Source organism: Autumnicola edwardsiae (assembly GCF_031846505.1).
In the GTDB taxonomy this organism is placed as follows: domain Bacteria; phylum Bacteroidota; class Bacteroidia; order Flavobacteriales; family Flavobacteriaceae; genus Autumnicola; species Autumnicola edwardsiae.
The window spans coordinates 1-23231 of sequence record NZ_JAVRHP010000005.1 but is presented as its reverse complement, the minus strand read 5'-3'; the positions used below and the strand labels follow the sequence as shown (position 1 = coordinate 23231).

General features: G+C 38.5%; 20 protein-coding genes. All 20 read right to left on the bottom strand.

The genetic code is table 11. From position 1 onward, the window contains the following. Positions 1–1014: a glycosyltransferase family 4 protein gene (locus RM529_RS01875; protein WP_311483052.1), complete on the bottom strand. Its 1014-nt coding sequence runs from the start codon at positions 1012–1014 to the stop codon at positions 1–3. Continuing rightward, complete coding sequence (locus tag RM529_RS01870; protein WP_311483051.1) at positions 968–2296, bottom strand: O-antigen ligase family protein; 1329 nt, start codon at positions 2294–2296, stop codon at positions 968–970. Before RM529_RS01870 ends, RM529_RS01875 begins: the two co-directional genes overlap by 47 nt. Before the next feature lie 82 nt (positions 2297–2378). Next, a complete protein-coding gene (locus tag RM529_RS01865; RefSeq protein ID WP_311483050.1) occupies positions 2379–4757 on the bottom strand; it encodes a glycosyltransferase family 4 protein in 2379 nt (792 codons plus the stop codon). 1 nt (position 4758) lies between these two features. After that, positions 4759–5697 carry a glucosamine inositolphosphorylceramide transferase family protein gene (locus tag RM529_RS01860; RefSeq protein WP_311483049.1) on the bottom strand — a complete coding sequence of 313 codons (939 nt, stop codon included), beginning with the start codon at positions 5695–5697 and terminating at the stop codon, positions 4759–4761. A gap of 57 nt (positions 5698–5754) precedes the next feature. Beyond that, positions 5755–6753, bottom strand: a complete 999-nt coding sequence (locus RM529_RS01855; protein ID WP_311483048.1) for a glycosyltransferase family 2 protein — start codon at positions 6751–6753, stop codon at positions 5755–5757. Between the two features lie 59 nt (positions 6754–6812). Next, positions 6813–8351, bottom strand: a complete 1539-nt coding sequence (locus RM529_RS01850; protein WP_311483047.1) for a glycosyltransferase family 2 protein — start codon at positions 8349–8351, stop codon at positions 6813–6815. 420 nt (positions 8352–8771) lie between these two features. Further along, positions 8772–9911: a glycosyltransferase family 4 protein gene (locus RM529_RS01845; RefSeq protein ID WP_311483046.1), complete on the bottom strand. Its 1140-nt coding sequence runs from the start codon at positions 9909–9911 to the stop codon at positions 8772–8774. Then, positions 9902–10981, bottom strand: a complete 1080-nt coding sequence (locus RM529_RS01840) for a glycosyltransferase family 4 protein (protein ID WP_311483045.1) — start codon at positions 10979–10981, stop codon at positions 9902–9904. The genes RM529_RS01845 and RM529_RS01840 overlap by 10 nt, the downstream gene beginning before the upstream one ends. Next, a complete protein-coding gene (locus tag RM529_RS01835) occupies positions 10978–12381 on the bottom strand; it encodes a hypothetical protein (RefSeq protein ID WP_311483044.1) in 1404 nt (467 codons plus the stop codon). Before RM529_RS01835 ends, RM529_RS01840 begins: the two co-directional genes overlap by 4 nt. A 105-nt stretch (positions 12382–12486) precedes the next feature. Then, positions 12487–13605, bottom strand: a complete 1119-nt coding sequence (gene neuC, locus RM529_RS01830; RefSeq protein ID WP_311483043.1) for a UDP-N-acetylglucosamine 2-epimerase — start codon at positions 13603–13605, stop codon at positions 12487–12489. A gap of 18 nt (positions 13606–13623) precedes the next feature. Next, on the bottom strand, positions 13624–14670 hold the full coding sequence (locus RM529_RS01825) for an N-acetylneuraminate synthase family protein (RefSeq protein WP_311483042.1): 1047 nt from the start codon (positions 14668–14670) through the stop codon (positions 13624–13626). A 1-nt stretch (position 14671) separates the two neighbouring features. Beyond that, a complete protein-coding gene (locus RM529_RS01820; RefSeq protein WP_311483101.1) occupies positions 14672–15328 on the bottom strand; it encodes an acylneuraminate cytidylyltransferase family protein in 657 nt (218 codons plus the stop codon). A 61-nt stretch (positions 15329–15389) separates the two neighbouring features. Next, entirely contained in the window at positions 15390–16298 is a 909-nt protein-coding gene (locus RM529_RS01815; RefSeq protein WP_311483041.1) for a glycosyltransferase family 2 protein, read from the bottom strand. 2 nt (positions 16299–16300) lie between these two features. After that, the gene (locus RM529_RS01810; protein WP_311483040.1) at positions 16301–17551 is read right to left on the bottom strand and encodes a UDP-glycosyltransferase; all 1251 of its coding nucleotides are present in this window, start codon (positions 17549–17551) and stop codon (positions 16301–16303) included. Positions 17552–17695: 144 nt separating this feature from the next. Continuing rightward, on the bottom strand, positions 17696–18046 hold the full coding sequence (locus RM529_RS01805) for a GIY-YIG nuclease family protein (RefSeq protein WP_311483039.1): 351 nt from the start codon (positions 18044–18046) through the stop codon (positions 17696–17698). Between the two features lie 200 nt (positions 18047–18246). Then, a complete protein-coding gene (gene wecB, locus RM529_RS01800) occupies positions 18247–19419 on the bottom strand; it encodes a non-hydrolyzing UDP-N-acetylglucosamine 2-epimerase (protein ID WP_311483038.1) in 1173 nt (390 codons plus the stop codon). Further along, positions 19420–20397, bottom strand: coding sequence for a glycosyltransferase family A protein (locus RM529_RS01795; protein ID WP_311483037.1), 978 nt, complete (start codon positions 20395–20397; stop codon positions 19420–19422). Further along, positions 20394–21302: a glycosyltransferase gene (locus tag RM529_RS01790; protein ID WP_311483036.1), complete on the bottom strand. Its 909-nt coding sequence runs from the start codon at positions 21300–21302 to the stop codon at positions 20394–20396. Before RM529_RS01790 ends, RM529_RS01795 begins: the two co-directional genes overlap by 4 nt. Continuing rightward, the gene (locus RM529_RS01785) at positions 21286–22227 is read right to left on the bottom strand and encodes a glycosyltransferase family 2 protein (protein WP_311483035.1); all 942 of its coding nucleotides are present in this window, start codon (positions 22225–22227) and stop codon (positions 21286–21288) included. The genes RM529_RS01790 and RM529_RS01785 overlap by 17 nt, the downstream gene beginning before the upstream one ends. A gap of 19 nt (positions 22228–22246) precedes the next feature. Next, positions 22247–23194 (bottom strand): glycosyltransferase family 2 protein, encoded by a 948-nt coding sequence (locus RM529_RS01780; protein WP_311483034.1) that lies wholly within the window; start codon positions 23192–23194, stop codon positions 22247–22249. Positions 23195–23231 lie beyond the last annotated feature (37 nt).

Below are 23231 nucleotides of genomic sequence, written 5' to 3'. Positions count from 1 at the left end.
CTATTTCAACACCCGGTTCCAATCTTCTTTCACGGTTTCCCATCCAAATTGGACCACTTTTTTGCGGGCTTCTTTACATATTTCCCTGGTCTTGGAAACATCCTCCATTAGTCCGGAAATGGCTTCTGCCATCGCTTTCATGTCATTTTCAGGAACAAGTACTCCGTCCTTATTATCTTCAATAAGCACCGGCATACCGCCCACATTCGTGGAGATCACAGGGAGCCCAAGGCTCATAGCTTCAATAACACTTATAGGAGTATTATCTATAGTAGTTGTATTTATAAAGAAATCGTAGTCTGCAGAAAGTTTTGCCCATTCCTTTTTCTTTAATTTACCGGGAAACCGAACTGGCAGCCTATGCTTCCGGACGTAAGATCTACAGGTTTTCATACTGCCATCTTTTTCCGGGCCCACCATACACAATTCCGCATCGGGATACTGCTTTAAAAGTTCGGTAAGGACTTTAACAGCCAGTAAGGGATTATATCTTTTCTGAAACCGTCGCACCCATAAAAGCTTCGGCTTAAATTCATTCCGCTCCTTAAAAGGATAATTTTCAAGCTGAATGGCGTTCGGCACAATTTCAACATTATCAAAGCCCTTTGCTTTAAATACGTTGTATAAAAATTTAGAAGGGGCAACATTTGTTTTCGCTTTCCCAAACAAATTTCTGCTATAGGCCATAGAATCTTCAAGCCTTTCAGGAAGGTTCCCACCGTGAAGAATGGGTATATACTCCAGTTTAAAATACTGGCATGTTCTGGCAACGAGGTAGGCATAATAAAAATTCATCGCACCATAGGTATCGATAAGAACAATATCTGTGGTTTTCCTGAATTTCGCCACCAGCCCCAGCATCTCAACAAGGCGCAGGCCTTTATTACTTCTTGTGGAGGCGGTTTTCACAACATAACCTTCCCTCTTCAGCATTTTACTGAAAAAAGAAATATAAGTTGCCGTAAAGCTACTTACCCGCAAGTCGTTTCCTATGTAAAGGATCCTTTTTTTCATCTACAATATATAATAATGCCAGCCCATATACGAAAGCCGGAAGGGCAATTCGCATGGCAGAATGGTTTATTGTCAAAAACCAAAATGCTAAGAACGCCAAAAAATAATAATTGTTCCTAAATTTTGTCCAAAAGATTACAGGAACAAAGATAAGAATTAGGATTGCCACAAGTCCAAGAAGACCATGTTCAGACAATAACCGGCTAACTTCATTATGAGATGCAGTTTCGGTTCCTGCCTCTTCAGACCTGAATTCTTTTGCTTTTCCCACCCCAACTCCAATCACAGGATTATAATAAAAGCCTTTAAGTTCGGTAATAATTAATTCTGCCCTCCCGGTGGTAATATCATCTTCAAGTTTACCCGAAGCGTCACGATTAGTATACCGGTAGGTGATTAATCCCTGTGTCTGGACGGTTATAATGGTGAAGGTGGTGACTACTGCAAAGAAAAGCAGCGCCAGTTTTTTTATCAACCTGGACTTCGCTTTGGAATCCTGTTTTATAAAAAAGATAAAGAGGAAAGCAATTATACAGGCCAGTGCAGTAAACACTCCTCCCCTCGAGAAGGTAACAATGGCCCTGTAACTCATAAGGGTTAGCAAAACCAGGTCGATGAGATTAATAGTCCTGTCTTTGATGGTAAAAAGGCGCGTACAAACTAAAAAAGCGCCAAGGCCCATAACTGTAGATATTTGATTAGGGCCATAACCTCCCGAAGCTGCATAATTGGAGTTTGTTCCGCTCATAAGCGCCTCCCCAATACTGGGTGTATAGAAATAAAGATACGCCATATTAGCAACAAGCGGCATCAGCAACATCATTAAGACATAATTAAATTCTACTTTAGAAATTTTCTTGTAGTAGCAATACAATGCTGAAACTCCCAGGCAAACCGGGCCACTCAGGTTAAACGCAATCGCTTTCCTGAAAACAACATCATAATCCAGTGTAAATGAAGCTACTACCACCCCCGGAAATAAAATAAAAAGATAAATCCAAAAAGGCACCGTCCTGGAGGAGGTCCCTTTATAAAACATCCCAATAAGAAGAAACAGAATAACCGAATATTTTCCGGTTTCGTAAAAAACCATCCCTCCGTTCATTCTAAAGAAAACCTCTGCTCCGGCCATATAAGCAGCAGCCATTAGCACCTCATTATTTTTATTTTCCTTTAGAATTACGTAGATAAGCAGACTCCCCAACACCCCAAAAAGCAGGAATTGGGCGGCAGGACGATAGAGGTAAACTGCAAATCCCATGAGCACATGGAAGAGCAGCACTTTTAAATAGGATATGTAATCTAGCTTCTGAATATGAAGAATTTTTCCAGCGGCTAATTTACTATTTGTCTGAATTCTAAACTCATAACTCGTGATAAAATTCCATAACTTTAAGAATTACTTTATCTACAGAATAATTTTTCTTTACATCACGCTTTAATGCCTTAGCATCCTTTTCACTTTTTTCCTTATTATGATAATAAGAACTGATAGCATTAGCCAAAGCACCAGGATCTTCCGGCTCCACCATCAAGCCATTCTTTTTAACAACTTCCGGAATTTGCCCCACTTTTGTAACTACAACAGGCAGTCCCGCCAATGAATATTCCAGCAAAGCCAGGGGCAATCCTTCAGATTGGGAGGATAATACGCCAATATCAGCCGCCATTAGATATTTATAAATATCGCCCTGCTCTCCATATAAATGTATATGTTCCTGAACCGGCGAGCTGGCAATTTTCTCCTGCAGGTTTTTTGAATAACCTGTACCGGAATCATCACCAATAAGGTGTAAACTCACAGGAAACTGTTTAATAAGTTTTTCAAAAGCTTCCAGCAGCGTAGCATGATCTTTTTGAGGACGAAAGTTCGCCACATAAATTATTTTAAACTCATTGTCTTTACCTTTAAGCCGGAATCCTGGCTTGAATTCTTCTGAAGGAGAGGCAACAAAGTTATTTATATAAGTAACTCTGGGACAATGGAGATTTTCAATCGCCCACTCTTTTAGATCTGAATTTACTGAAATAATTCCGTTAAAAAACCGGGAAAAGAAAGCCAAAGGCTGAAGAGGCCTTTTTTCCAGAAATTCACTATTTCCGTAATGATCGTGCCATACCAGCTTAAAGCGGCCACCAGCTAATTTTAACAAACCAGCCAAAAAATAAGAAGTGCCGTGGGCATGAACAATGTTTATTTCTTCTTTTTTAAGGAAATTCTTCAGCTTAAAAATCGCCGACAAATCAAGACTACTTTTTTTGTTCAGAAATAAATATCCGGCTTCAGCTAAAAGATCTTTTTTCAGTAAACCTTCCTTTCGGGTACAACAAAGATAGGTTTTGTCAATTTTTCCGCTAAGAGCATTGGCATAAGCAACGGCCATCTTTTCTGCTCCTCCCGGGTTTAAGGAATCTATTAATTGAAGGATACGGAGAGGTTGCCTGTTGTGGATTCTGGGTTGCTGGTCTTCAGTTGTCAGTTCTAAGTTGTCGGTTGTGAGTTGGGGGGAATCGGTTGTCGGTTCCTTTAATGAATGGTGGTTGGGATTTGAGGTGTTATGCCCCAGAATTTCCTGAATTGCCTTTTCGAACCTCTCTAAAGTATATTGCTGACTCCAGTTTTGTGCTGCTAACGAAATCCCCTTCATCTGCCCAGAATTTTTTAATAGTTCCTCAACATCATTTGCAATTCTCTGATGCCATTCTTCAGCTTTAGCTCCCCCTTCTGGGGTAGATGGGACTAAAATTCCTCTTTTTGCAACAGTAGTTCTTTCGAGAGCTCCCCCTTCGGGGGCGGGGGGGGCTCCCAGCATCCATGGCACACAGCTAACAGTGGTTGCTATTGGAATGCAACCAAAAAACATGGCTTCAGCAACAGCCTTTGGCCAACCTTCACTTTTTGAAGGCAGTATCAAAAAATGGCAATTTTCGTACTCCGTTTTCAACTCCTTCAATTTTACATTTCCATAAAAGCTAATCCAAGCGCCCAACCTGTTCGTTTTTACATATTCTTCCAGCTCTTCCCTTAAAATTCCGTCTCCAAAAAGATCCAGTCTCACCTCAACCCCTTTTTTCTGAAGTTTTTCTATAAGTTGAATGGCAAATTTTGGCCCTTTTCCTTCCACAAGGCTTCCTACGAACATAAAACGATAGGGAGAACGGAAATTCTTTTTAAATTTCCCCTTTTCGGTTTCTGAAAAAGAGGCAGTGAAAAAAGGCACAATATTGGCCGACTGATTTGGCCAATTTCCATAGGCCAGAACTTTAATATTTCGGCTTAAGAATATGTTGCTTAAAATTTTCTTCTGAAGTTTATACGTCCATGGCTGCACAGCTTCAGGGTCCCAATTTCCCGCATATTTCACAGTTTTTGGCTTCTTCGGAAAAAAAATCTGAAGAAAACATGCTATTAAACTCACATTTCCAGGGCACCGAAGATGGATATGATCTGCTTCCCGCATCACCTTCAATATTCCCCAGATCACTTTCGGCAGTTTAAAAACTGAGTTTATGCTTTGGACAATATTTGTAAAATTCAGGGCCGGGATTTGGTAAAATTCAGTATCAACTTCAGTATAAGAAGTTTCTATGGCAGCGGGAGCACCGGAAATTTTTGGAGCAGTGATTAATAGTTTATCTACAGATTTCAGCCAGATATTCATTTCATTTATATAAGGCGCATAGGAATAAAATTTCCCCTCCTGCTCCTTGTGCAAAATGTAGCTGATAATTCCAAATTTCATATTACTGAAACAGATTGTAAAAGTCGGAATATACAAATTTTAAGCTGCGCTTAAACTGAAAGTAGGTTTCCCCGGTCCTGTTATAATCACCGTCGTACACCATATAATATTCCGGCCCAACCTTTTGAATATCCAATTGATGCATCCCGCGGTTAAACCATTTGATATTTTCCTGCGGACCAAGATATTCTTTTTGCTCCCGCACCAATTCCAGATGATTGTCTTTATTGGATAACCTGAAAATCGAAATTGCCGAGCCATATCCATACCTGCGGTCCTGAATTGGCAAATAATGATTGCCATTTAGTTCGAAAAACCTACCTCCCGGCCGGGTTTCATTTCCCAGCCGACCTGTATAATTCTCTGCTTCTTTCCACTCACCGGTAAGAGAATCTGCCGTAAACATATACTGCTGCATATGCTCGTCTACAGCCACAATAAGGTTCAAATCCTCAGACAATAATATAGCCGGATCTTTTAAATTTCGGTTCTTAATAAGCGTATCAGTTTTTTGCCATTTATAAGGAAAATCAACAGACTTATACAAAATCACATTCCCTGTCTGACTCGTTTCCGGAAGCATATAATATTCATTTTTATGCTTAAACACCTGCGGAAAAGAGAGGTGAAAATTTTCATCCAACACAACACCTTTGTATTCATAATTTTCTCCTTCAGCCGAAGTAAAAAGAGCAATACCTGCTTCATTTTCCCCTTTCAATTCCGTAAAAAGGTAGAAGAGATCATTTTCTCTCATAAAAAATGGGTCAGCTATATAATGTCCGGTCTTATTCAGAAAGCTGTCTACTTCCATGTATGTGATGATATTCTCCTGGTTGATAATTGGCTTTTTTAGCACCTCATCTGCATAAGAATATCCTACCGACCATTTGCCAACCACAGGGTTTACGAAAGGGTAGAAATAATTTAAAGTCGACAACAAGAAAATTACTGCCAATAAAAAAATACCGAAATATGTATAAAATCTCTTCCTCATCTACCTTGGAACCTTTGGCTTATTCCAGAGCAAACTCCACCAGCCCGAAATTCTCCCCAGACTTTCTGTAAACGCCGCTTTTTTTTCTGAAGTGCTAACTACATTCCCTAACCTGATTAATGTGAGCAGCCATGCTGTTGCGTGCCATTTAAACTTCGCTTTCAGGGGCGGATTTCGAAATTTTACCCGCCACACATACCAGCCATTTCGAAGCACCATTTCGCCATATTTAAATTTATTTGGCCTTCCTCCTTCTTCGTGATAATGATAAAGTTTAGCATTTGTATTTACATAGAGCTTCCCAACGTTTGAAGCCCTAAGACAAAAATCCATATCTTCATAAAGTCCGTAGCCCTGAAAATATTCTGAAAAGTTTATCTTCTTAAAAAGGTCAGCTTTATAGGAAGCCACTCCTCCCATAAAAAATTCCACAGGATATGTTTTTCCGGAAGGTGGCAAAAAGCCGGTTGAAAAGCCATTCGAGAAGTCCGGCATATAACCGGGAGGCTTGTTACTTAGTAAATTTAATTTTTTCCTTAAAACATTTCTGCTTCCTAATTTCCTTTTCCAGCCGTCCAGGTAAAATTCGTCAAAAGCAACCTTGGGTATATCTGATTCTCGCCATTCAACATCATCAATAATATAACCTCCCACGCCTACAGTATCGGGAAATTCAATATAAGTACTTATTAAATTTTCAAAATATGAAGGAGTCAGCACAATGTCATCATCCAGAAAACAGACAATTTCAGAAGACGCGGCAACTTTTTTTATTCCGAAGTTTCGCTGCTTTGTGAGTCCGCGATCTTCTTCACTAACCTGAAAACATTCGAGGTTTTCAAATTGGTTTTCTCGCAGAATCTTTTCGGTATTCTGATCAGTAGATCCGTCAATTATCAGAATTTGATGAGGATATAAATACTGCTCCTGTATAGAATTAAGAAGCTTAAGCAACGCCTGCGGCCTTTGGTAGGTGCAAATGATCAGGGAAAAATTCATTGCTGTAAATATACAGTTTTGAATTGTCAATTTTCAATGAAGGATAAAAGGAGGCAATTTCACGCTTCCTGCTTCAGTAATTTCATTGCCCAGGTGTGGCTTTTGTTCCATCTTTCCCGCATATTTTTTATATAAGCGAAAGGATTTTTGATTGGCTGGTTCCGGTAGAACTTAATAAACAGCGAAGTTTTATATCCCCTTATTTGCTCCAGTGTAAAATACTTAATTGCGAAAGCCATTACTGTAGGAGAAGGTTTTGGCAGAAGTTTTTCCTTCTCCCAGTCCATCACAGGCTTTTGCCGGAATCCTCCCATTGGTGCTTTTAAATGCCGAATTTCGAGATTGGGATGATAAATGATATCACAACCCTCCTGCCGCAGTTGCATTCCGTAGTCGGCATCCTCTCCAAAACCATGTTCAAAAACAGCAGAAAATCTGCACTTTTTTGCAAATGAGCTCTTCACTATACTCGTCCCCGCACCAAAACTTCCCCATTGCTTTATTTTATGAAAAACTGTTTCTTCTCCGGGTTGTTTGCAATTTATATTAACCGCTGAAAAGTGATATCTTGTTGCTTCGGAAATAACTTCTTCCAATAAATCAGGCTTCAATCGAATATCATCATCTGCAAAAAATACCCAGTCCGAAGTGACTTCGGCCAAAGATATATTCCGGGCATTGCAGGCTCCGGTCTTGTGAATAAAGTGATGGATGATCTGAAATGGCCATTTTCGGGTATGTAATTCCGGTAACGCTGAAACAGAACCTACCTCCGGATTCTGTTCCACGATAATTGCCGTTTTTGGAAGCAGGCTTTGGTGGCTAAGATCCTCCAGCACCTGCAGCAAATACTGCGGCCGTCCCATGGTGGGAATGATAACATCTATGGAATCGGAAATCTGTCTTGCTTCATGTTCCAGGTGCACTTCCGGTAGATTTATTCTCCTTTGAAAATGCTTTTTTTTAAAAAAAGACTGGAAATAAGCCCACAGCGGAAGTTTATGCTCATATTTAAACAAACACCAGAATAAAATTGTAGTCCAGATGCTATTATAATTCTGAAAAACAAAAGAAAACAGCTGACCACTAGTAGCTGTAGCCTGTAGTTCCTGTTTTTCAAAAGATTGTACTAATTCGGGGTTGCTATAACAAAAAAGACCATTCTGCTGCCCGATTTTCGCTACGGAATTCAGCAGGTAATCAAAATTAGAAATACTTCCGAATAGATCTTTAAACCTCAACAACACTTCTCCGTTTATACCACCAACATCACTGCTCATTTGCCAGGTGGGATATTTTACCTGCCGGTTCACATTCACAAAAGGCAATTGATCTACATACCCTATACTTTCCGGAAGAAACGTTATTTTTACTGCATAAGAAGCCATGATCAGGTTGTGGTGGAAAATCTTATTCCAATTTTTCCTTACCAAATACTCATACAATTCCTCCTCACACCAGCCAATAACCTCATTGGGATAATTTTCTGCTAATTCCCAAAAAGCAGCCACACAACCCGATGATTCCACCTTTATTTCCTGTTCATTTTTCAGAACACGAACCACGTTTTCACCATTTTTATGAATCAGGAAAATCATTAAGGAGCATTAATTTTCTTCAAAAGTAATATTTTTAAAATAACCATCCTCACCCCCCGCCCTCTCCGAAGGAGAGGGAGCCAGCTCCGTGAGTTACTTCTCCCTGCCATTGCGAGCGGAACGCAGTGGAGCGACGCAATCTGTTGTGGAGGGAGTTACAAACTTGTTTGGAGGATGCCTCGTGAGATTGCTTCAGTCGCCTTTTTGGCTCCTTCGCAATGACAATTACAATCATGATCCCACCGGCATTGCGAGCGGAGTGCAACGGAGGGACGCAATCTGTTGTAGAGGAAGTTACCATCATGTTTGGAGGATGCCTCGTGAGATTGCGTCGGCCTCCGGCCTCGCAATGTCGAGTACTTTAAGGCATTGGGCGCGCGGGATTATGTCACCCTCCGACCTCGCAATGACTGCATCCACTTAACTCCCCACAACCTCCTTATAAAATTCTATATTCTGCTGCACAACTACTTCGGTGGAGAAGTTCTTTACCACCTGCTTCCTTGCAGCCTTTCCCATCTGGTTGGACAGTTCAGAGTTGTTTAGTAACATCAAGATTTTTTCAGCGTAGGCGGAATGACTGACTGGATTTTCTGTATATCCGGTTTTTCCGTCCAACATTACTTCTTTGGCCCAGCCAATATTTGATGTGACCAGGGCTTTCTCCATTGCCATGGCTTCCAGCCAGGTCATTGGCAGGGCTTCGGCAAAACTTGGCAGCACAATTACCGCAGCGGAAGCTATGTACTCTTTGATCTTTTCATAAGGCACTCCGGGAATATGCCGTACCTGTCTTTCAGCTTCCGGAGAAAGTTTTTCCTGAAAAAGCTCCAAAGTTGATCTGTTTTTAAAGATATCCTGCACATCCTTTCCCAGGAGCAACAATTTAACTTCAGGATTTTGCGTCACGACTTTATTGAAAATCTCTGCCAGCTCCAGCACTCCTTTTTTCCTGATAAGGCTTCCGAAGTAAAGTAGCGTATCTGGCTCGGTGTCTTTGGAGGGTGGACTAAAATAATCAGTATCCACAGAATTAGGAATGACCTCCATCCTTTTCTTCAGTTTAAAAATCTCAGCAGTTTTTTTTGCCGTAAATTCACTAACCGATAAAAGCCGATCTGCACTACTTAAAGCTTCTTTTTCAAACCAGAAATTTTTCTTCTTCTGTGGCCGCCCTTCCAGTGTACAGAAGTAGGCATCGCTGCCATGCATCCTGATGACCAGCGGACAACGCAGCTTCATAAAAGCAGTAATTCCCGTCCAATCGGGTGCTTCAATGGCTTCTATTTTATCTATTGCAATGAATTTATTCAGGTAATTCTGAAGAAATTTCCGGTACAGATACCAGCCTCCCACTTTATATTTCCGTTGACGGATCAAATGGAATCTGATACCATCTTCAGTAAATATAGCGCCCTCTTTCTGCCCATATACAAAAACGGAAACTGCTACTCCTTTCGCCGCCAATGCAACGACCATATTCCCGATACTGGTACCGATCCCTGCGGAAGAATTCACCTTTGAATGGGGAAATTCCGGAGTTAAAAAACCTATATGCATGGAAGTAGCTTTAGGTGATCTGCGACCATTCGTTCTAAATTATACTCTCTTTCTATTAATTCGTTCAGATCCTGAGAAATGTTTAATTCTCCGGTCATCACATTCTGCAGTAATTCTGTCAACTCCTTAATATTTCCGGCCTGAAATATAAATCCGTTCTGTCCATGAGTAATAATTTCCTGATTTCCACCTACCGGAGTGGTAATCACCGGCACATTAGCCGCCAGGCTTTCCAGGATAGATAAACTAAAACACTCCATGTAGGTAGGTTGCAGCATATAAGAGTAGTTCCTGAAAAGTTCCGGCAGGTGCGGACTGCTTCCCTTAAAGCTAAACTGCTCCTGCAGATCGTATGCCGCTACCATTTTCTCTAAATCCTTTTCAAAAGGTCCCTCCCCAAAAATGTCAATTTTCAGCAATTTCCGTACAGGCTCGGGTAAAATCCTGACGGCTTCAATTAAATCCTGAATACCTTTGGACTCTCTTAAATGTGAAGCCACAATAAGTTTTCCCAGGTTCTCGTCTGTTCGTTTTGAATAAACAGAAGTATCAATTCCATTATAAACGACCTTCGTCTTCTTCGTGAGGTTACTGCCGTAATCCTGAATAATACAATCTGCGGTATATTGGGAGACTCCCACGAAACAATCTACATAATTGGAGTAGAGCCTGCCCTTTAGCTTGTTTTTTATTCGTTTTTTTAATGGAAAGCCATGCAGCGGACGCGGATTGTGGTCTACTGCAATGATGTAAGGCTGATTATTACTTTTTAGCTGTTTATAAAAGGAAGTACAAAGCGCCAGGAAATGCGTGACCACAATATCGAAACCTTCATTTATCCTTATATAATTTAGGGCAGAAGCCTCCACAGATTCCTGCTGCCCTGCCAGATGAAGCTCAAAACCTGAATAAAAATCAAATTTGCTTCCGCCGGAAAAAAACCAGGTCAGTTTATGCCCTTTTTGAAGCAACTCTTCATTATAAGCTTTAAAGAAGCGATCCATTCCACCGATGCGATCAGGTTTCAGTTCGTAGTTGCAAATTACCGCTATGTGTTTCCCGTGGCTCAAGTTCCTGAAAATTCTTTTAAAGCTTTAGCAATTCTTGCACTGGTTCCTTCCAGCGGCTTTCCTATTTGCATCTTGAGTAATTCCTTTTGTTCTTTAAGTCGGGTATTCGGATTTTTCAGGCTAAAATTGATTTCCCGAAGCAATTCCTCTTCATTTTTTACAATTGCTACTGCGCCGCTCTCCATCACACGCTCATAATGGCTGTACTTCAAATATTTTTGATCATCATAAAGATCATTTTCCTTTGTGCCGAAGGTCGGATTTATTACAGGTTTGTCAAACAACATAAAATCCAGGCTCATCGTGGAGCACATATTTATACTTAAATCGGAGTAATTTAAAACACCTCTTAAATCCACCAAATCACTTTCTGAAGGCACTCTCTGCGACCAGGGCTCAGGGTGATCTTTTCTCGAAATAAACCACTCGGGATAGTTCCACCGAATAAAAGGAAATTTTTCTTTTAGAAAACTAAATCTTTCAGGCTCTTCCGCAGGGGAAGTCCGTACTAAAAGGTTTACAGGTTCAGAAATTTTTTCCTCTGCAATAGCAGTAGCTATGATTTCAATATAAAGTTCATCATTCCTGCTGGTCGAAATATCCCCACAACTGTAACAGATCGTTTTCTTATCTGATGACAATCCGTGCTTCTGAAAAAATTCCGGTTTACCCTCTTCATATCTCTGCATTACATAAGGTTCAAATTGTGGAGTTCCGACTATTCTCACTGCATGGCCGGAAGTTTTGGGATAAAAGTACAGTAATTCCTGTTTCATCAATTCACTCCACACCAGGAAGGAATCAAAAGGAGCTGCCATCCGACCTTTGGAGGCGAGATTGTCCCAACTGAAAATAAAAGAACCTGTTTTGATCTTCAGTTTATTTGCGGCATATACTAATGGGATTACATAAGGCGGACGTTGATGTGTAAAAAATAAAAAATCAGGACGATCATTCTGTAAAAAATCTACACATTCTCTGGAAACCTGATGATTTGCGATGGAACTCAGTTGTTTCTTTTCAAGAAAACTTATAATCTTTTCAGAATGAAAGTGGCGTGTCAGATAGTAGATGAGTCTCGTAGCTTTTCCACGGTTTGAAGCACTGCTGCTTTTATTTGCTTTTAAGTTGTCATTAATTCCGAAGAATTTTTTGTGTAACTGCAAATGAGCCACTTCTTTAAATTTTCGCCAGAACCATGTTTTAAAGGGCTCTACAAAAACCGGTAACTCTACAATTTTTATATTTTCGGATTCATGTGCATCAAATACTGACGCAGGCAAACCGGAGTAAATAATAACTTTTTCAAATCGTGCAGCTGCCTCGTTGAGAAAATTGCTCAAATAAAAGTTCCTGTAGCCTACACCATCAGTAATAACCAGCCCCAGAGTTTTATTCATACTTTGCTTGTTCCGCATATATAAAGAAACATAGATTAACTGCAAAAGTAAAAGAAATCAACAGTTATTCTGTTACGAGGGAATTAATGAAGATACGGGAGAATATTATATATCCCGAAACTGCTTCTGATGGTTAATACTCCAAAACTCTGATGAACTTAGCGACTCCAGGAACTTTTCATCACTCTTCCCGTTTCCAAAAGCCGGTTTATAAGATTCCATTGCAGGATGAGGTGTTTTTAATGCGTTCAGGATATCTTCCTGCATGTAAGAAGTATTCAGAATATGAGTATGCAAGGCCCTGTTTTCCTGCCGCGTACCAATGTTTATAGTTGGTATCCCATAGTAAGGAGCTTCACGAATACCCGCACTGGAATTACCTACTATGAATTGAGCATTTTTTAAAAGCACCAAAAAGTATTCAAAACGTATCGAGGGAAAAATTTTAAATCTGTCATTATTCTTTAGGAGTTCATATTCTTTTAAAATTAATTCACTCCCCAAATCATTATTGGGATAAACAACCACATAATTAATATCATCTGCCAACAAGGCGTTTACAAAATTCTCTGCATATTCCGGCATCTTATCATATTCTGTCGTGACAGGGTGAAACATGGCAACTCCATACTCCTGAAAAGGAATTTCATAATACTTTTTCACCTCTTCCAAAGTTGAAAGATTTTCCGAAAACATGATATCCACATCGGGAGAGCCTATGTTGTAAATGGATTCTTTAAGTTCTCCCATTTGCAGCAGTCGGTTTTCTGCAGTTTCATTTGAGACAAAATGTACGTGGCTTAATTTACTAATAGAATGTCGGATAAGTTCATCCACAGTACCCGAAACTTCCCCTCCTTCAATATGCGCCACCAGGATATTATTTAAAGATCCTACAATTGCCCCAGCAAGTGCTTCCACTCTATCCCCATGGACGACAATTAGATCCGGCTTCAGTTCTTTTACATAAGCAGAAAAACCTTCTATGGTTTTCGCCAAGGTGAGATCCATTGTAGCTTCAGAAGTTTCATTACTGAATTCATGGATATTCTTAAACCTGCATTTTTCAATTTCATAGAGGGTATAGCCATACTTTTCTATGAGGTGCATTCCTGTAACAAAAATATGTGCTTCAAAATCCTGATGGTCCTGTAAAATTTGGAACAGGGATTTTATTTTACCAAAATCTGCACGAGTTCCAGTTAAGAAAGCTACTTTCTTCATTATTTGTGTAATTACTTTCTAAGAAACAGCAATATCTTTCCAGGTTAATTGAACATCATCACCAATATCTGCGGCGGCTTTTTTCCCCAGAAGCTCTTTAAATTTTTCTGCAGGAATTTCACCGCTGCCCGGCCGTTTCACCCAAATGTTATCTTTTGTCAAAACTTCCCCTTTTTTGACCGGTGCAATGGTACAGACGGTGGCAAAAGCAAAATCTATAGTTACCTTTTCCTCTGCTGCCGGTTTTTTTTCACCTCCCCGCATGATTGCAATTTCCGCCGAATTCTTTATCAATTCACGGCAAGCCTGTTCATCCATACTGCAGGTGATATCAGGACCTGTTCGACGCATGTGATCGGTAAAATGCCTTTCCAGGATGGAAGCCCCCAATGCTACTGCCGCAAGACAGGAATTGTTGTTCAGCGTATGATCTGATAGTCCAAAAACTTTGTCAGGGAAAGCTTCATGAAGTTGTGTCATAGCACCTAATCTTACCAGGTGAACCGGAGTTGGATATAAATTAGTGGTATGTAATAGCGCTACAGGTACATTTGCTGCATCAAAAATTGCGACCGCTTTTTGCACGCTGGAAATACTGTTCATGCCGGTGCTTAAAATTACCGGCTTTCCAAAAGATGCTATGTGTTCCAACAGGGGATAATTATTGCATTCCCCACTCCCAATTTTAAAAGCAGGAATATCAAATTTTTGCAGAAGGTTGGCAGCTGCCCTTGAAAATGGAGTAGAGATAAAAATCATTCCATTGTCTTCCACATACTCCTTTAAACTTAACTCATCTGCTTCATTTAAAGCACAACGTTCCATAATTTCGTAGATGGAAACATCTGCATTTCCCGGAATAACCTTCTTTGCAGCTGAAGACATTTCATCTTCCACAATATGGGTTTGATGTTTTACCATCTCGGCCCCTGCACGCTTTGCCGCATCAACCATCTCCTTCGCAACTTCTAAAGAACCTTCATGGTTGATGCCGATTTCAGCAATGACCAAAGGTGGATAATCCGCACCGATTTTTCTTCCTGCTATTTCTATAAATGGGTTCATTTTATTCTGATTTCTTTTTTCTTCTTCCCAACAGGAATTGGGCGTATTCAAGATCTTTTTTAAGGTCGATATCAACTTCAGCAAAAGGATGATCCACAATAAACGGAAAATTATTTTTCCCTAATATTTTTTCATTTAAAATTAAAGATGCTTTCGTAATATATAACAACCCGTTTTCATAATAGAGCGGGTCAAGATCCTGACTGCGCTGTCCCGGCTTATAATTGAACGGTAAAAACCGGTTGTTTTCTATTTTTCCGAACTTTTGAAAGCTCCGGGTAACAGTCATCAGACTGTCATAATCCCCATCTTCAAATTCTTTAAAAGCTTCTGCCATTAGACGCTGTGGCCGTAAGGGATTAGTTGGCTGTAACAAAAGCACATTTTCCACCTCTTCTTTTATCGTTTCAAGCACGTGCTTTAAAACCGAGCTCGTATTCGAGGTATCTGTGCTTAAGTCTTCAGGGCGGTCTATGACCTCAACTCCTTCTTTTATAGCAGTTTCTTTTATTTTGGCATCATCTGTAGAAACAATTATGCGGTCTAAAATATCATTATTTGCCCTAGCATAATTGATACTATGAACAATCAATGGTATACTATCTAGCGGTAAAATATTTTTCCCCGGCAGTCTTTTGGAGCCTCCACGGGCTGGTATTATGGCTATTGTTTTCAGTTCCAGTTGATTTTATGAATTAGATTTTTCTTTAACGAACAGTTCAGCTACTGCTTTTCGATGGCGGATTCCAATAAATCTTTGTTTTTGCAAGTTCCGAATATTTTCGAAATTCTTCTTTAGTCAATGCTTTTCTTTGCTTTAAAATCCTTCTCAGGTTACGCAACATATCTAAGCAAGAAAGTAGGAGTGATTTAAGAGCTGAAAAATTCCCTTTAAGAATTTTTCTTCGTAATTGACTCCAGATGGATCCAAGAAATCGTTTTGGAATATTATTGGCAGGATAAAATATTAAATAATTGTACCAACCAGCACTTAGGGACCTTCTCATTCTTTCCACATAATCATTTTCAAGCTTCCTGCCCTTGTTGCTAACTCTATGATGGATTAATACCTCTGGAAGATATTCTACCTTCCACTGTTTTTTCAGTAAATGTAAAGATGCGAACTCTTCTTCACCATAAAACCTGTACCACTCCTGATAATCTGGTATGTCATGCCAAGCCTTCATTCTCCAGGCATGCCCACATCCTACATAGCTCTGGACTCTTTGAGTTATTTCATCAGATGCGTAGCAATAAGGTTTTTCTGCTCCCCAAAATATTCTAAAGGCAATAACTCCACAGCTTGGTTTTTTTTCAAAATGGTCTGCAATTGCAGATAAGTAACCGTTGCCTAAAAAATTGGCATCATCATCTAAAATAATAGCGTATTCAGTTTTCACCAAGTTCATCAGTAAATTTCGGTTAAACAGGTATCCTTTATTTACTTCATTTTGAACCACATGAATATTAGGATACTTATCAGTGACGTAACAATAAGTACCATCTTCAGAGGCATCATCACAAACTATTATGGTGACTTTCTTATCCATTAGTTTTGATAAAGTTGCTAAAGTTTTTTTCAACTCATGCAGACGGTTTCTTGTGGCAATTAGAATTGAAATCTCCATTTTCAAATAATTTGATTCATAATCTTCTTTAAGTGGTGTGAAGAGAGATATTCTTTAAGATCTGATCGTTCCATGCTAATCATTTTATTATTTTCTAGCCAGCTATTAAATAATTTTTCTAGAAGATCAAGAATTTTAGCCTCGTCGTTAGCTTTCGACCAGTAAGGATACTCTTCACCTAATAAACGAAAGGATTCGCTATTTCTTGGTCCCAAGAGTAAAATTGGCTTAGCAGCTTCAATACAATGAGGGAATTTTCCGGGGAGAAACGGACTGATTTCTGCTTTGGATTCAAGAATGATATTTACAGACACGTTCTTCTGCAAAGCCAAAACTGTTTTATAATTTAAATAGTCATTTAACCTTAGCTGGGGAATTTGATTCGCCACTTGATGAAGTTTTTCCCGATGATAAGAAGACTGACCAATAAGTAATAATTCCGCATCTTTTTTTGCCTCAGGTATTTTTGTAGTGAATTTTTGAAATGCATTAATTAGATGAAACGGAGATCTTTGTTTCATTAGATTTCCCGCATGTAGAAGTGTGAATTTTCTAGGATTAAAAAAATGAGGTAACTCTACTGAATTTTCATCCTCAATAAGCTGATGTGGAAGAATTACTTCTTTTCCTTCTAACTTCGGAAATTTAGAATTCATCCATTCCTTTAACAGTACACTGGGAAAGGCTGTCCACTTGCACTTTTCCGAAACATTGCGAAAAAAATCAATTTTCTTTTTATAGCCAGGTTCGCTCCAGTTGTAAGGTTCAGGATAATAGTGAAACGGATAGGGATCGTGGATATAAGCCATCCATTTGTTGTGAAGTTTTGGAGTATTCAGCAAAGCATAGTGCGGTCGGAAACTGGCTCCTTTGCTTAAGGTCAGGACAATATCCGGTTCAAAAGTTTTCTCCTTTCTTAAAGCTGAAGCTATACTTTTTACATCATTAAAAAATGTAAAGGAGAAGCCAAAAACCGGTTCCAGATATTTCGCCAGGTTTACCTTGAGTTTATGCTGAAGTTTCCTCTGAAGCCGGCTTAACAGGAAAAGCGGATTAAACTTTTTTTCTTTGATAGCCACACATCGTATTCCCGGTAACTGAATTTCCTTTCGTGTATAATGATATACCAACACCTCAAATCCGGCATCCTTTAAATTCAGTATTAATGCCACGTTGGCTTTGGAGCCGCTACTGTCCTCCACATTAATAGATTCGGCAACAATGAGGATTTTCTTTTGAGAAGTAGATTGCAACAGCTTTGGGTTTGGGATAAAGATATGTATTTGATAATACAGGGACAAGCACCACTTCAACAGGAGTGAGGCACTGTAATAGTCAGGCTGAGCCTGTCGAAGCCTGAACCACGCACACCCACTTCGACAAGATCTGTGGGAATGCTATTTTAACGGCTGGCCAGAGTCCTTCGGCTGCGATCTGGAACCTGTCGAAGACTTACCTTGTTCTGTATAATTCTTAGAATATTCTACTAATCTTTCCCAGTTTTCTTCAATAAGGGCTTTTTTCTTTCTCCTACTCCAGCCCTTTAATTGCTTTTCTAATTTGAATGCCTGGTGTGGATCTGTAAATTGTTCATACCATTTTAGTTTTACTGGTCTTCTTGTAAATGTGTAAGCATCCTTGTAATGCCCAGAATTATGTTGATATAATCTTTTTTCAAGGTTTGAGGTCACTCCGGTATAGAATGATTCATCTGAACATTGTACAATATATACGAAGAAAAGCTTCATCTTTTAAATATAGGAATTAAAGATTAACAATTCGACAGACTCAGTGGGACGCTGAGAACTCAACAGTACTCCAAATTGGCAGGCTGAGCCGATCGAATCCAGTTTGGAACCACGCACACCACACTTCGACAAGCTCAGTGGGACTGAGGTAAAAATCAGTTTGATCCCACAATAGGCAAGCTGAGCGTGTCGAAGCCTTTTTACATCGAAGCCTGTTTAATCAGAAATTCTACTATTCTCTCTGCAGCCTTACCATCACCATAAGGATTCGGCTTTTTATTCAGGTCTGGTGGATTCTGCAATAAACGAATTGTTTCCTCTATTATCTTTTGTTTGTTAGTTCCTACAAGCACAGAAAACCCTGCTTCCACTCCTTCCATTCGCTCAGAATATTCACGGGTGACCAGCACAGGTTTTCCAAAAGCAGGAGCTTCTTCCTGGATTCCGCCGGAATCCGAAATAATTACTTCAGCCCTTTGCATCAGCCATAGCATTGTTGGGTAAGCGACCGGTGAGATAAGGTGGATATTTTTTTTATCGCCCAAAAGATGGTTAACAGGCTCTTTTACTTTTGGATTAAGGTGCACCGGATAAATTATTTCAACATCATCATTTAAGGATAATTCGAGCAACGCTTCTCCAACTTCTTCCAAACCTCCTCCAAAATTTTCCCGGCGGTGCCCGGTAACGAGGATCAGCTTTTTTTCTATACTCAATAAAGCTTCTAATTCTATAATTTCCTGACTTAAGCTTTTCCCTGCCAGTTTTCCCGCGGCCCAATGTAGTGCATCTATCACCGTATTTCCAGTCAATACAATTTGGTCTTTTGAAATTTGCTCTTTTAAAAGATTTGCACTTGCTTTCTTTGTCGGAGTAAAATGGACATCTGCAATTCTACTGATTAGCTGACGATTGATCTCCTCGGGAAATGGAGAGGTTTTATTGTAAGTACGTAACCCCGCCTCCACATGCCCCACTTTTATCTGCCGATGAAAGGCTGCCTGCGCAATCATACAAGCCGTAGTAGTGTCTCCATGCACCAGCACAATGTTATGAGAATGAGCCTGTCGAAGGCCATTTCCATCGGTCTCGCTGAGCCTGTCGAAGCGTCGAAGTCCCAACCAATCATCTAATACCTCATCCATCCCGATAAAAATAGATGCACTTAAACCATTAAGGGTTTGGCCTGCTTTCATCAAATCAAGATCATAATCGGGAGTGATTTCAAAAAAATCTAAAACCTGATCCAGCATTTCCCGATGCTGTGCCGTTACACAAACCTTAAAAGCAATTTTCTGCTTCTTAAGTTCACGAATAACAGGTGCCATTTTTATGGCTTCGGGTCGTGTACCAAAACAAAGGAGGGTTTTCATCTATATTTTCTTTAATTTTCGTAGTATCCTGAAAAAGTTTTTTCTGATAGAATAAGGAATTTTGGAAGATTTAGCCTTTGGAATACTGTGAAAGTAATCATTTTCAATTAGCGCATTCTGTTTTAAAGAAAAGTCTCCACTGACATCATCCATGCGATTTCCCATGTGGTAGGCAAAACTATTAACTGTAGAAAGGCGGTAATACCCCAAAATATCAGCAGGTTCATCAAGGAAATTTTCCTCATAGCCTTTTTTGAATTTATTTTTTGGAAAATCTGATTGATGTTCTAAAACTTCTTTCCGATAAGTTGCCACGTAGTGATTTGCCCCTAATAAAACTGGGGATTTACCGTTAAGATAATATTGCTTTTCCTTCCAATCGTAGGGATGATTATTTCTTCTGAGCAAGGCCTCGTTTCCCAATCCTTGGAGAAAAAGTTCGCAGTCTTCATCAGGAACAATTTTACCATACTGAATAGAATTAAGGAACTTATCATAAAATACCGAAGAGTTATGGTAAAGCGCGAGATTTTGGGAAGGCACAGGGGATACTACTCCAGCCTGGGGATAATTTTCAAAAATTTCAAATACAGCTTTTTCCCATCCACTGAAAAATAAAACATCGGCATCACATATCGTTATAAATTCCTCAAAACTGCCTCTCGCCTCACTTATGGCAACAAAAACTTTACCCCTGTTTTCAACATGTATAACATGTTTATCCAGCTTTTTAGCTTTTAAAAACTTCTCTATAAGAGTAGTCGCAGCCCCCCCACAATTATTATTAACCACTGTAATTACAGTGGTTTTAGGATTGATTGTTTTGCTTAAAGAATTAAGGCATCTTTCCAGAACATCAATACTTCCTGCATAATATTCGCTCCCAATATCCGGGATATAAACAGGAATAATAATGCGGTGGTATTTTTTCTGATTTATTTCGTTTTTATTTTTTTCAGGATTGACGCCTTTTCTCATCTTTTGAAAATGAATTTTTTCGAAAATTTTAAATATTGCCAGATATCTCCATTTTTGAGAAAAAGGCTCGAAATATCTGTTATAAGAAAAAAATTCTTACGATTATTAAGTACACACTTTTCTAATTTAGAAATTAATATTGCTTTTCTATGGGCAGTTAAAATATCTTGGTGATTTATAAAAAGATATTTATAAAACTTATAAGATGCTAAATTCTTCTCTTTACTAAAACGCTTATTGCCAGATATATTTATAGTACTTGATCTTATATATACCCTTGAATTTCCGATTGAAAGTATATCTCCATAATTGGAAAACTCGATTAAAGCTAGATCATCAGAATGCCACGCTAAAGGAAAATTTTTAAATCCTTTTTTTTCTAAATTTGGTCTATAAAAAATATATTCACTCAACGAACTTCTTGCAGACCCTGTTATTTTATTGAACAAAAAATTGGTAGAATTTTCTATATACTGATGTTTATGAACTTTTGAAATTTTTTTATTTTCCACATCAATTATTTGACTACTAAACCGAATTATTCTAATTTTTCTAAAATCAACTTCATCGATTTTCTCATAAAAATTAGATACACAATTCTTAGAGAGCATATCATCATCTCCTAAAATCATTATCCATTGAGATTTGGGAGCATTGTTTATACAGCGATGCCAATGAGCAGTTAAAGAATTGGAACCAAGATTATTTTCAAACTTTTTATAATAGATTGATAAAGTACCTTGAAAAGAATTAATTATTGACCTAGGATCTTCAGGGCTTCCGTCATCGCCAATAAAAACTTTAAAGTTCTGACTGGTTTGATTTTCCAGAGACAATAATGTAGAATCAAGAAATGTCTTTTTGTAATAGGGAATTACTATTGTTAAGTTATCGGATAATTTCAAAACTTTTGAGTTTTATATAGATAAGTAATATCCAGTATTTAAAGTTAATGGGATGAGAGTTTTCTTTTATATATTCACTAATTCTTTTTAATTCTAAAAGGTTTTTATTTTTTATAAATTTTGCAGTATAAGATTTAAGCAAAAAATATGGAGCATTTTTTTTTTCTAAAACCATATTTAAAAATTTCTCTTCAAATAATTTTGCCGAATTTAATTTAATAGAAGGATCGCTATATAAATTACTAGTAATTGATTTATTATGCTTTCGATACCAAAAAAGAACTAATTTAATAGGCTCATATTTGATTTTTTCTTTATAAAATACTCTCAAGTAAAATTCTTTCTCTTCTGCGTAAAATAAATCCTCTAAAAATCTATAATTTTTTAAAATATAAGCTTTCCAAAGAGGCCCGGAAGAATTTAAATCTATCTCATTTAGATAAAAAGATTTTAATAAATTATCTGTGGTAACTGAGCACAAACCATCATCAGCTTTATCTAAATTAAATTCTATAGTTTCTTTATTATGAAATTTTCTGTATTGACAGAGTGTTAAATCAATTTCGGGATTATTTAAGAATGGTTCCATTTGAAGTTCCAGTTTTCGTGGATGCATAATATCATCATCATCGAAAAATTGAATAAATCCTGCTCCCCGTTTCGCAGCCAGATCCAGCCCATAATTACGAGTTCCGGAAAGTCCGGGTTTGTATTTCTCAGTTTTCCGGAAATAAGAAAAACGGGATTCCTTTTCCAGATAACTGGAAATTACCACTTCTGTATTATCCTTAGAGTGATCATCAACGATAATACATTCCCAGTTATGATAAGTCTGGGCAATGATCGAATCCAGAGTCTCACCAACTAAAGCCGACCTGTTAAAGGTAGCCAGTAAAATAGTAATTTTGGGACTGGGGTCTTCCATTGTTGCTTCTAGAAATAATTTAAATTTTAATTAACAGCAGTTTATATATTATACGGCTATAGATTTCATGAAAGCCGATCAAAACTCTAAATCTCAATTTACTAAAAAATGAAAAATTGCTCTCTTTAGAAATATAACGATTAGCTTTATTGATATATTCTTTACTATGATTTTCAAGCAAGAACTGCCTTATGAGAAAACCCGCTGCCTGATTATTTAATAAATCATTTTCAGCAAGGTAATCCCATATTTTTTGATGAATAACAATTTCAGAACCTCGCTTGAGTATCCTGCTATTCATAATCCTGGTAAGGGAAACTTCATGGGCGCGATAATAGAACAACGTTTGATTCAAAACAAGAGATTTTGGTCGATATCTAAATAATATCCTTAAAAATAATTCCTTCTCCTCCCCATACTGCAAACTCTCATCAAACCTCTCATCTTCGAAAAGTTTTGCCCTGAATAAGGGTCCTCCTACGTTTAGCCGGAGCCTTGTAAATAGAAAATCTTCGGCCAGAGAAATAGTATTTATTAATTCAATATGATCTATAGGGACCATTTTTGCCGATGAAGAAAACCGCTCATACCTGCAAATACTTAACTCAAGGTCGGTATCCTTTACAAAAAGAGTCACCTGCAGCTCTAGTTTTTTCGGGTGCATTAAATCATCATCGTCAAAGAATTGGATAAACTGTGCCTTTCGTTCCTTTGCTATATCCAGCGCCATGTTGCGACTACCTGAGGGACCTTTACAATAATCTTCGGCTCTTAAAAAACAGCTGAAACGTTTATCTCTTTCACTATACTTCCTAACTTGCTCCACAGTATCGTCACTTGAATGATCGTCCACAATAATACATTCCCAGAAAGAATAGGTTTGATTTCTTACGGATTCAAGGGTTTCTAGTAAAAGTTGCGCCCTGTTATAGGTAGGAATTAAAATATATATTTTTTCATTCTTCATCGGTTGCTATATCTCACATATACTCTTTAAAAGCCGG

Excerpts from the sequence above, each read along its gene's own strand:
- RM529_RS01875 (WP_311483052.1), bottom strand. The coding sequence starts at position 1,014 with ATGAAAAAAAGGATCCTTTACATAGGAAACGACTTGCGGGTAAGTAGC.
- RM529_RS01865 (WP_311483050.1), bottom strand. The coding sequence starts at position 4,757 with ATGAAATTTGGAATTATCAGCTACATTTTGCACAAGGAGCAGGAGGGG.
- RM529_RS01855 (WP_311483048.1), bottom strand. The coding sequence starts at position 6,753 with ATGAATTTTTCCCTGATCATTTGCACCTACCAAAGGCCGCAGGCGTTG.
- RM529_RS01850 (WP_311483047.1), bottom strand. The coding sequence starts at position 8,351 with ATGATTTTCCTGATTCATAAAAATGGTGAAAACGTGGTTCGTGTTCTG.
- RM529_RS01845 (WP_311483046.1), bottom strand. The coding sequence starts at position 9,911 with ATGCATATAGGTTTTTTAACTCCGGAATTTCCCCATTCAAAGGTGAAT.
- RM529_RS01835 (WP_311483044.1), bottom strand. The coding sequence starts at position 12,381 with ATGAATAAAACTCTGGGGCTGGTTATTACTGATGGTGTAGGCTACAGG.
- neuC (WP_311483043.1), bottom strand. The coding sequence starts at position 13,605 with ATGAAGAAAGTAGCTTTCTTAACTGGAACTCGTGCAGATTTTGGTAAA.
- RM529_RS01825 (WP_311483042.1), bottom strand. The coding sequence starts at position 14,670 with ATGAACCCATTTATAGAAATAGCAGGAAGAAAAATCGGTGCGGATTAT.
- RM529_RS01815 (WP_311483041.1), bottom strand. The coding sequence starts at position 16,298 with ATGGAGATTTCAATTCTAATTGCCACAAGAAACCGTCTGCATGAGTTG.
- RM529_RS01805 (WP_311483039.1), bottom strand. The coding sequence starts at position 18,046 with ATGAAGCTTTTCTTCGTATATATTGTACAATGTTCAGATGAATCATTC.
- wecB (WP_311483038.1), bottom strand. The coding sequence starts at position 19,419 with ATGAAAACCCTCCTTTGTTTTGGTACACGACCCGAAGCCATAAAAATG.
- RM529_RS01795 (WP_311483037.1), bottom strand. The coding sequence starts at position 20,397 with ATGAGAAAAGGCGTCAATCCTGAAAAAAATAAAAACGAAATAAATCAG.
- RM529_RS01785 (WP_311483035.1), bottom strand. The coding sequence starts at position 22,227 with ATGGAAGACCCCAGTCCCAAAATTACTATTTTACTGGCTACCTTTAAC.
- RM529_RS01780 (WP_311483034.1), bottom strand. The coding sequence starts at position 23,194 with ATGAAGAATGAAAAAATATATATTTTAATTCCTACCTATAACAGGGCG.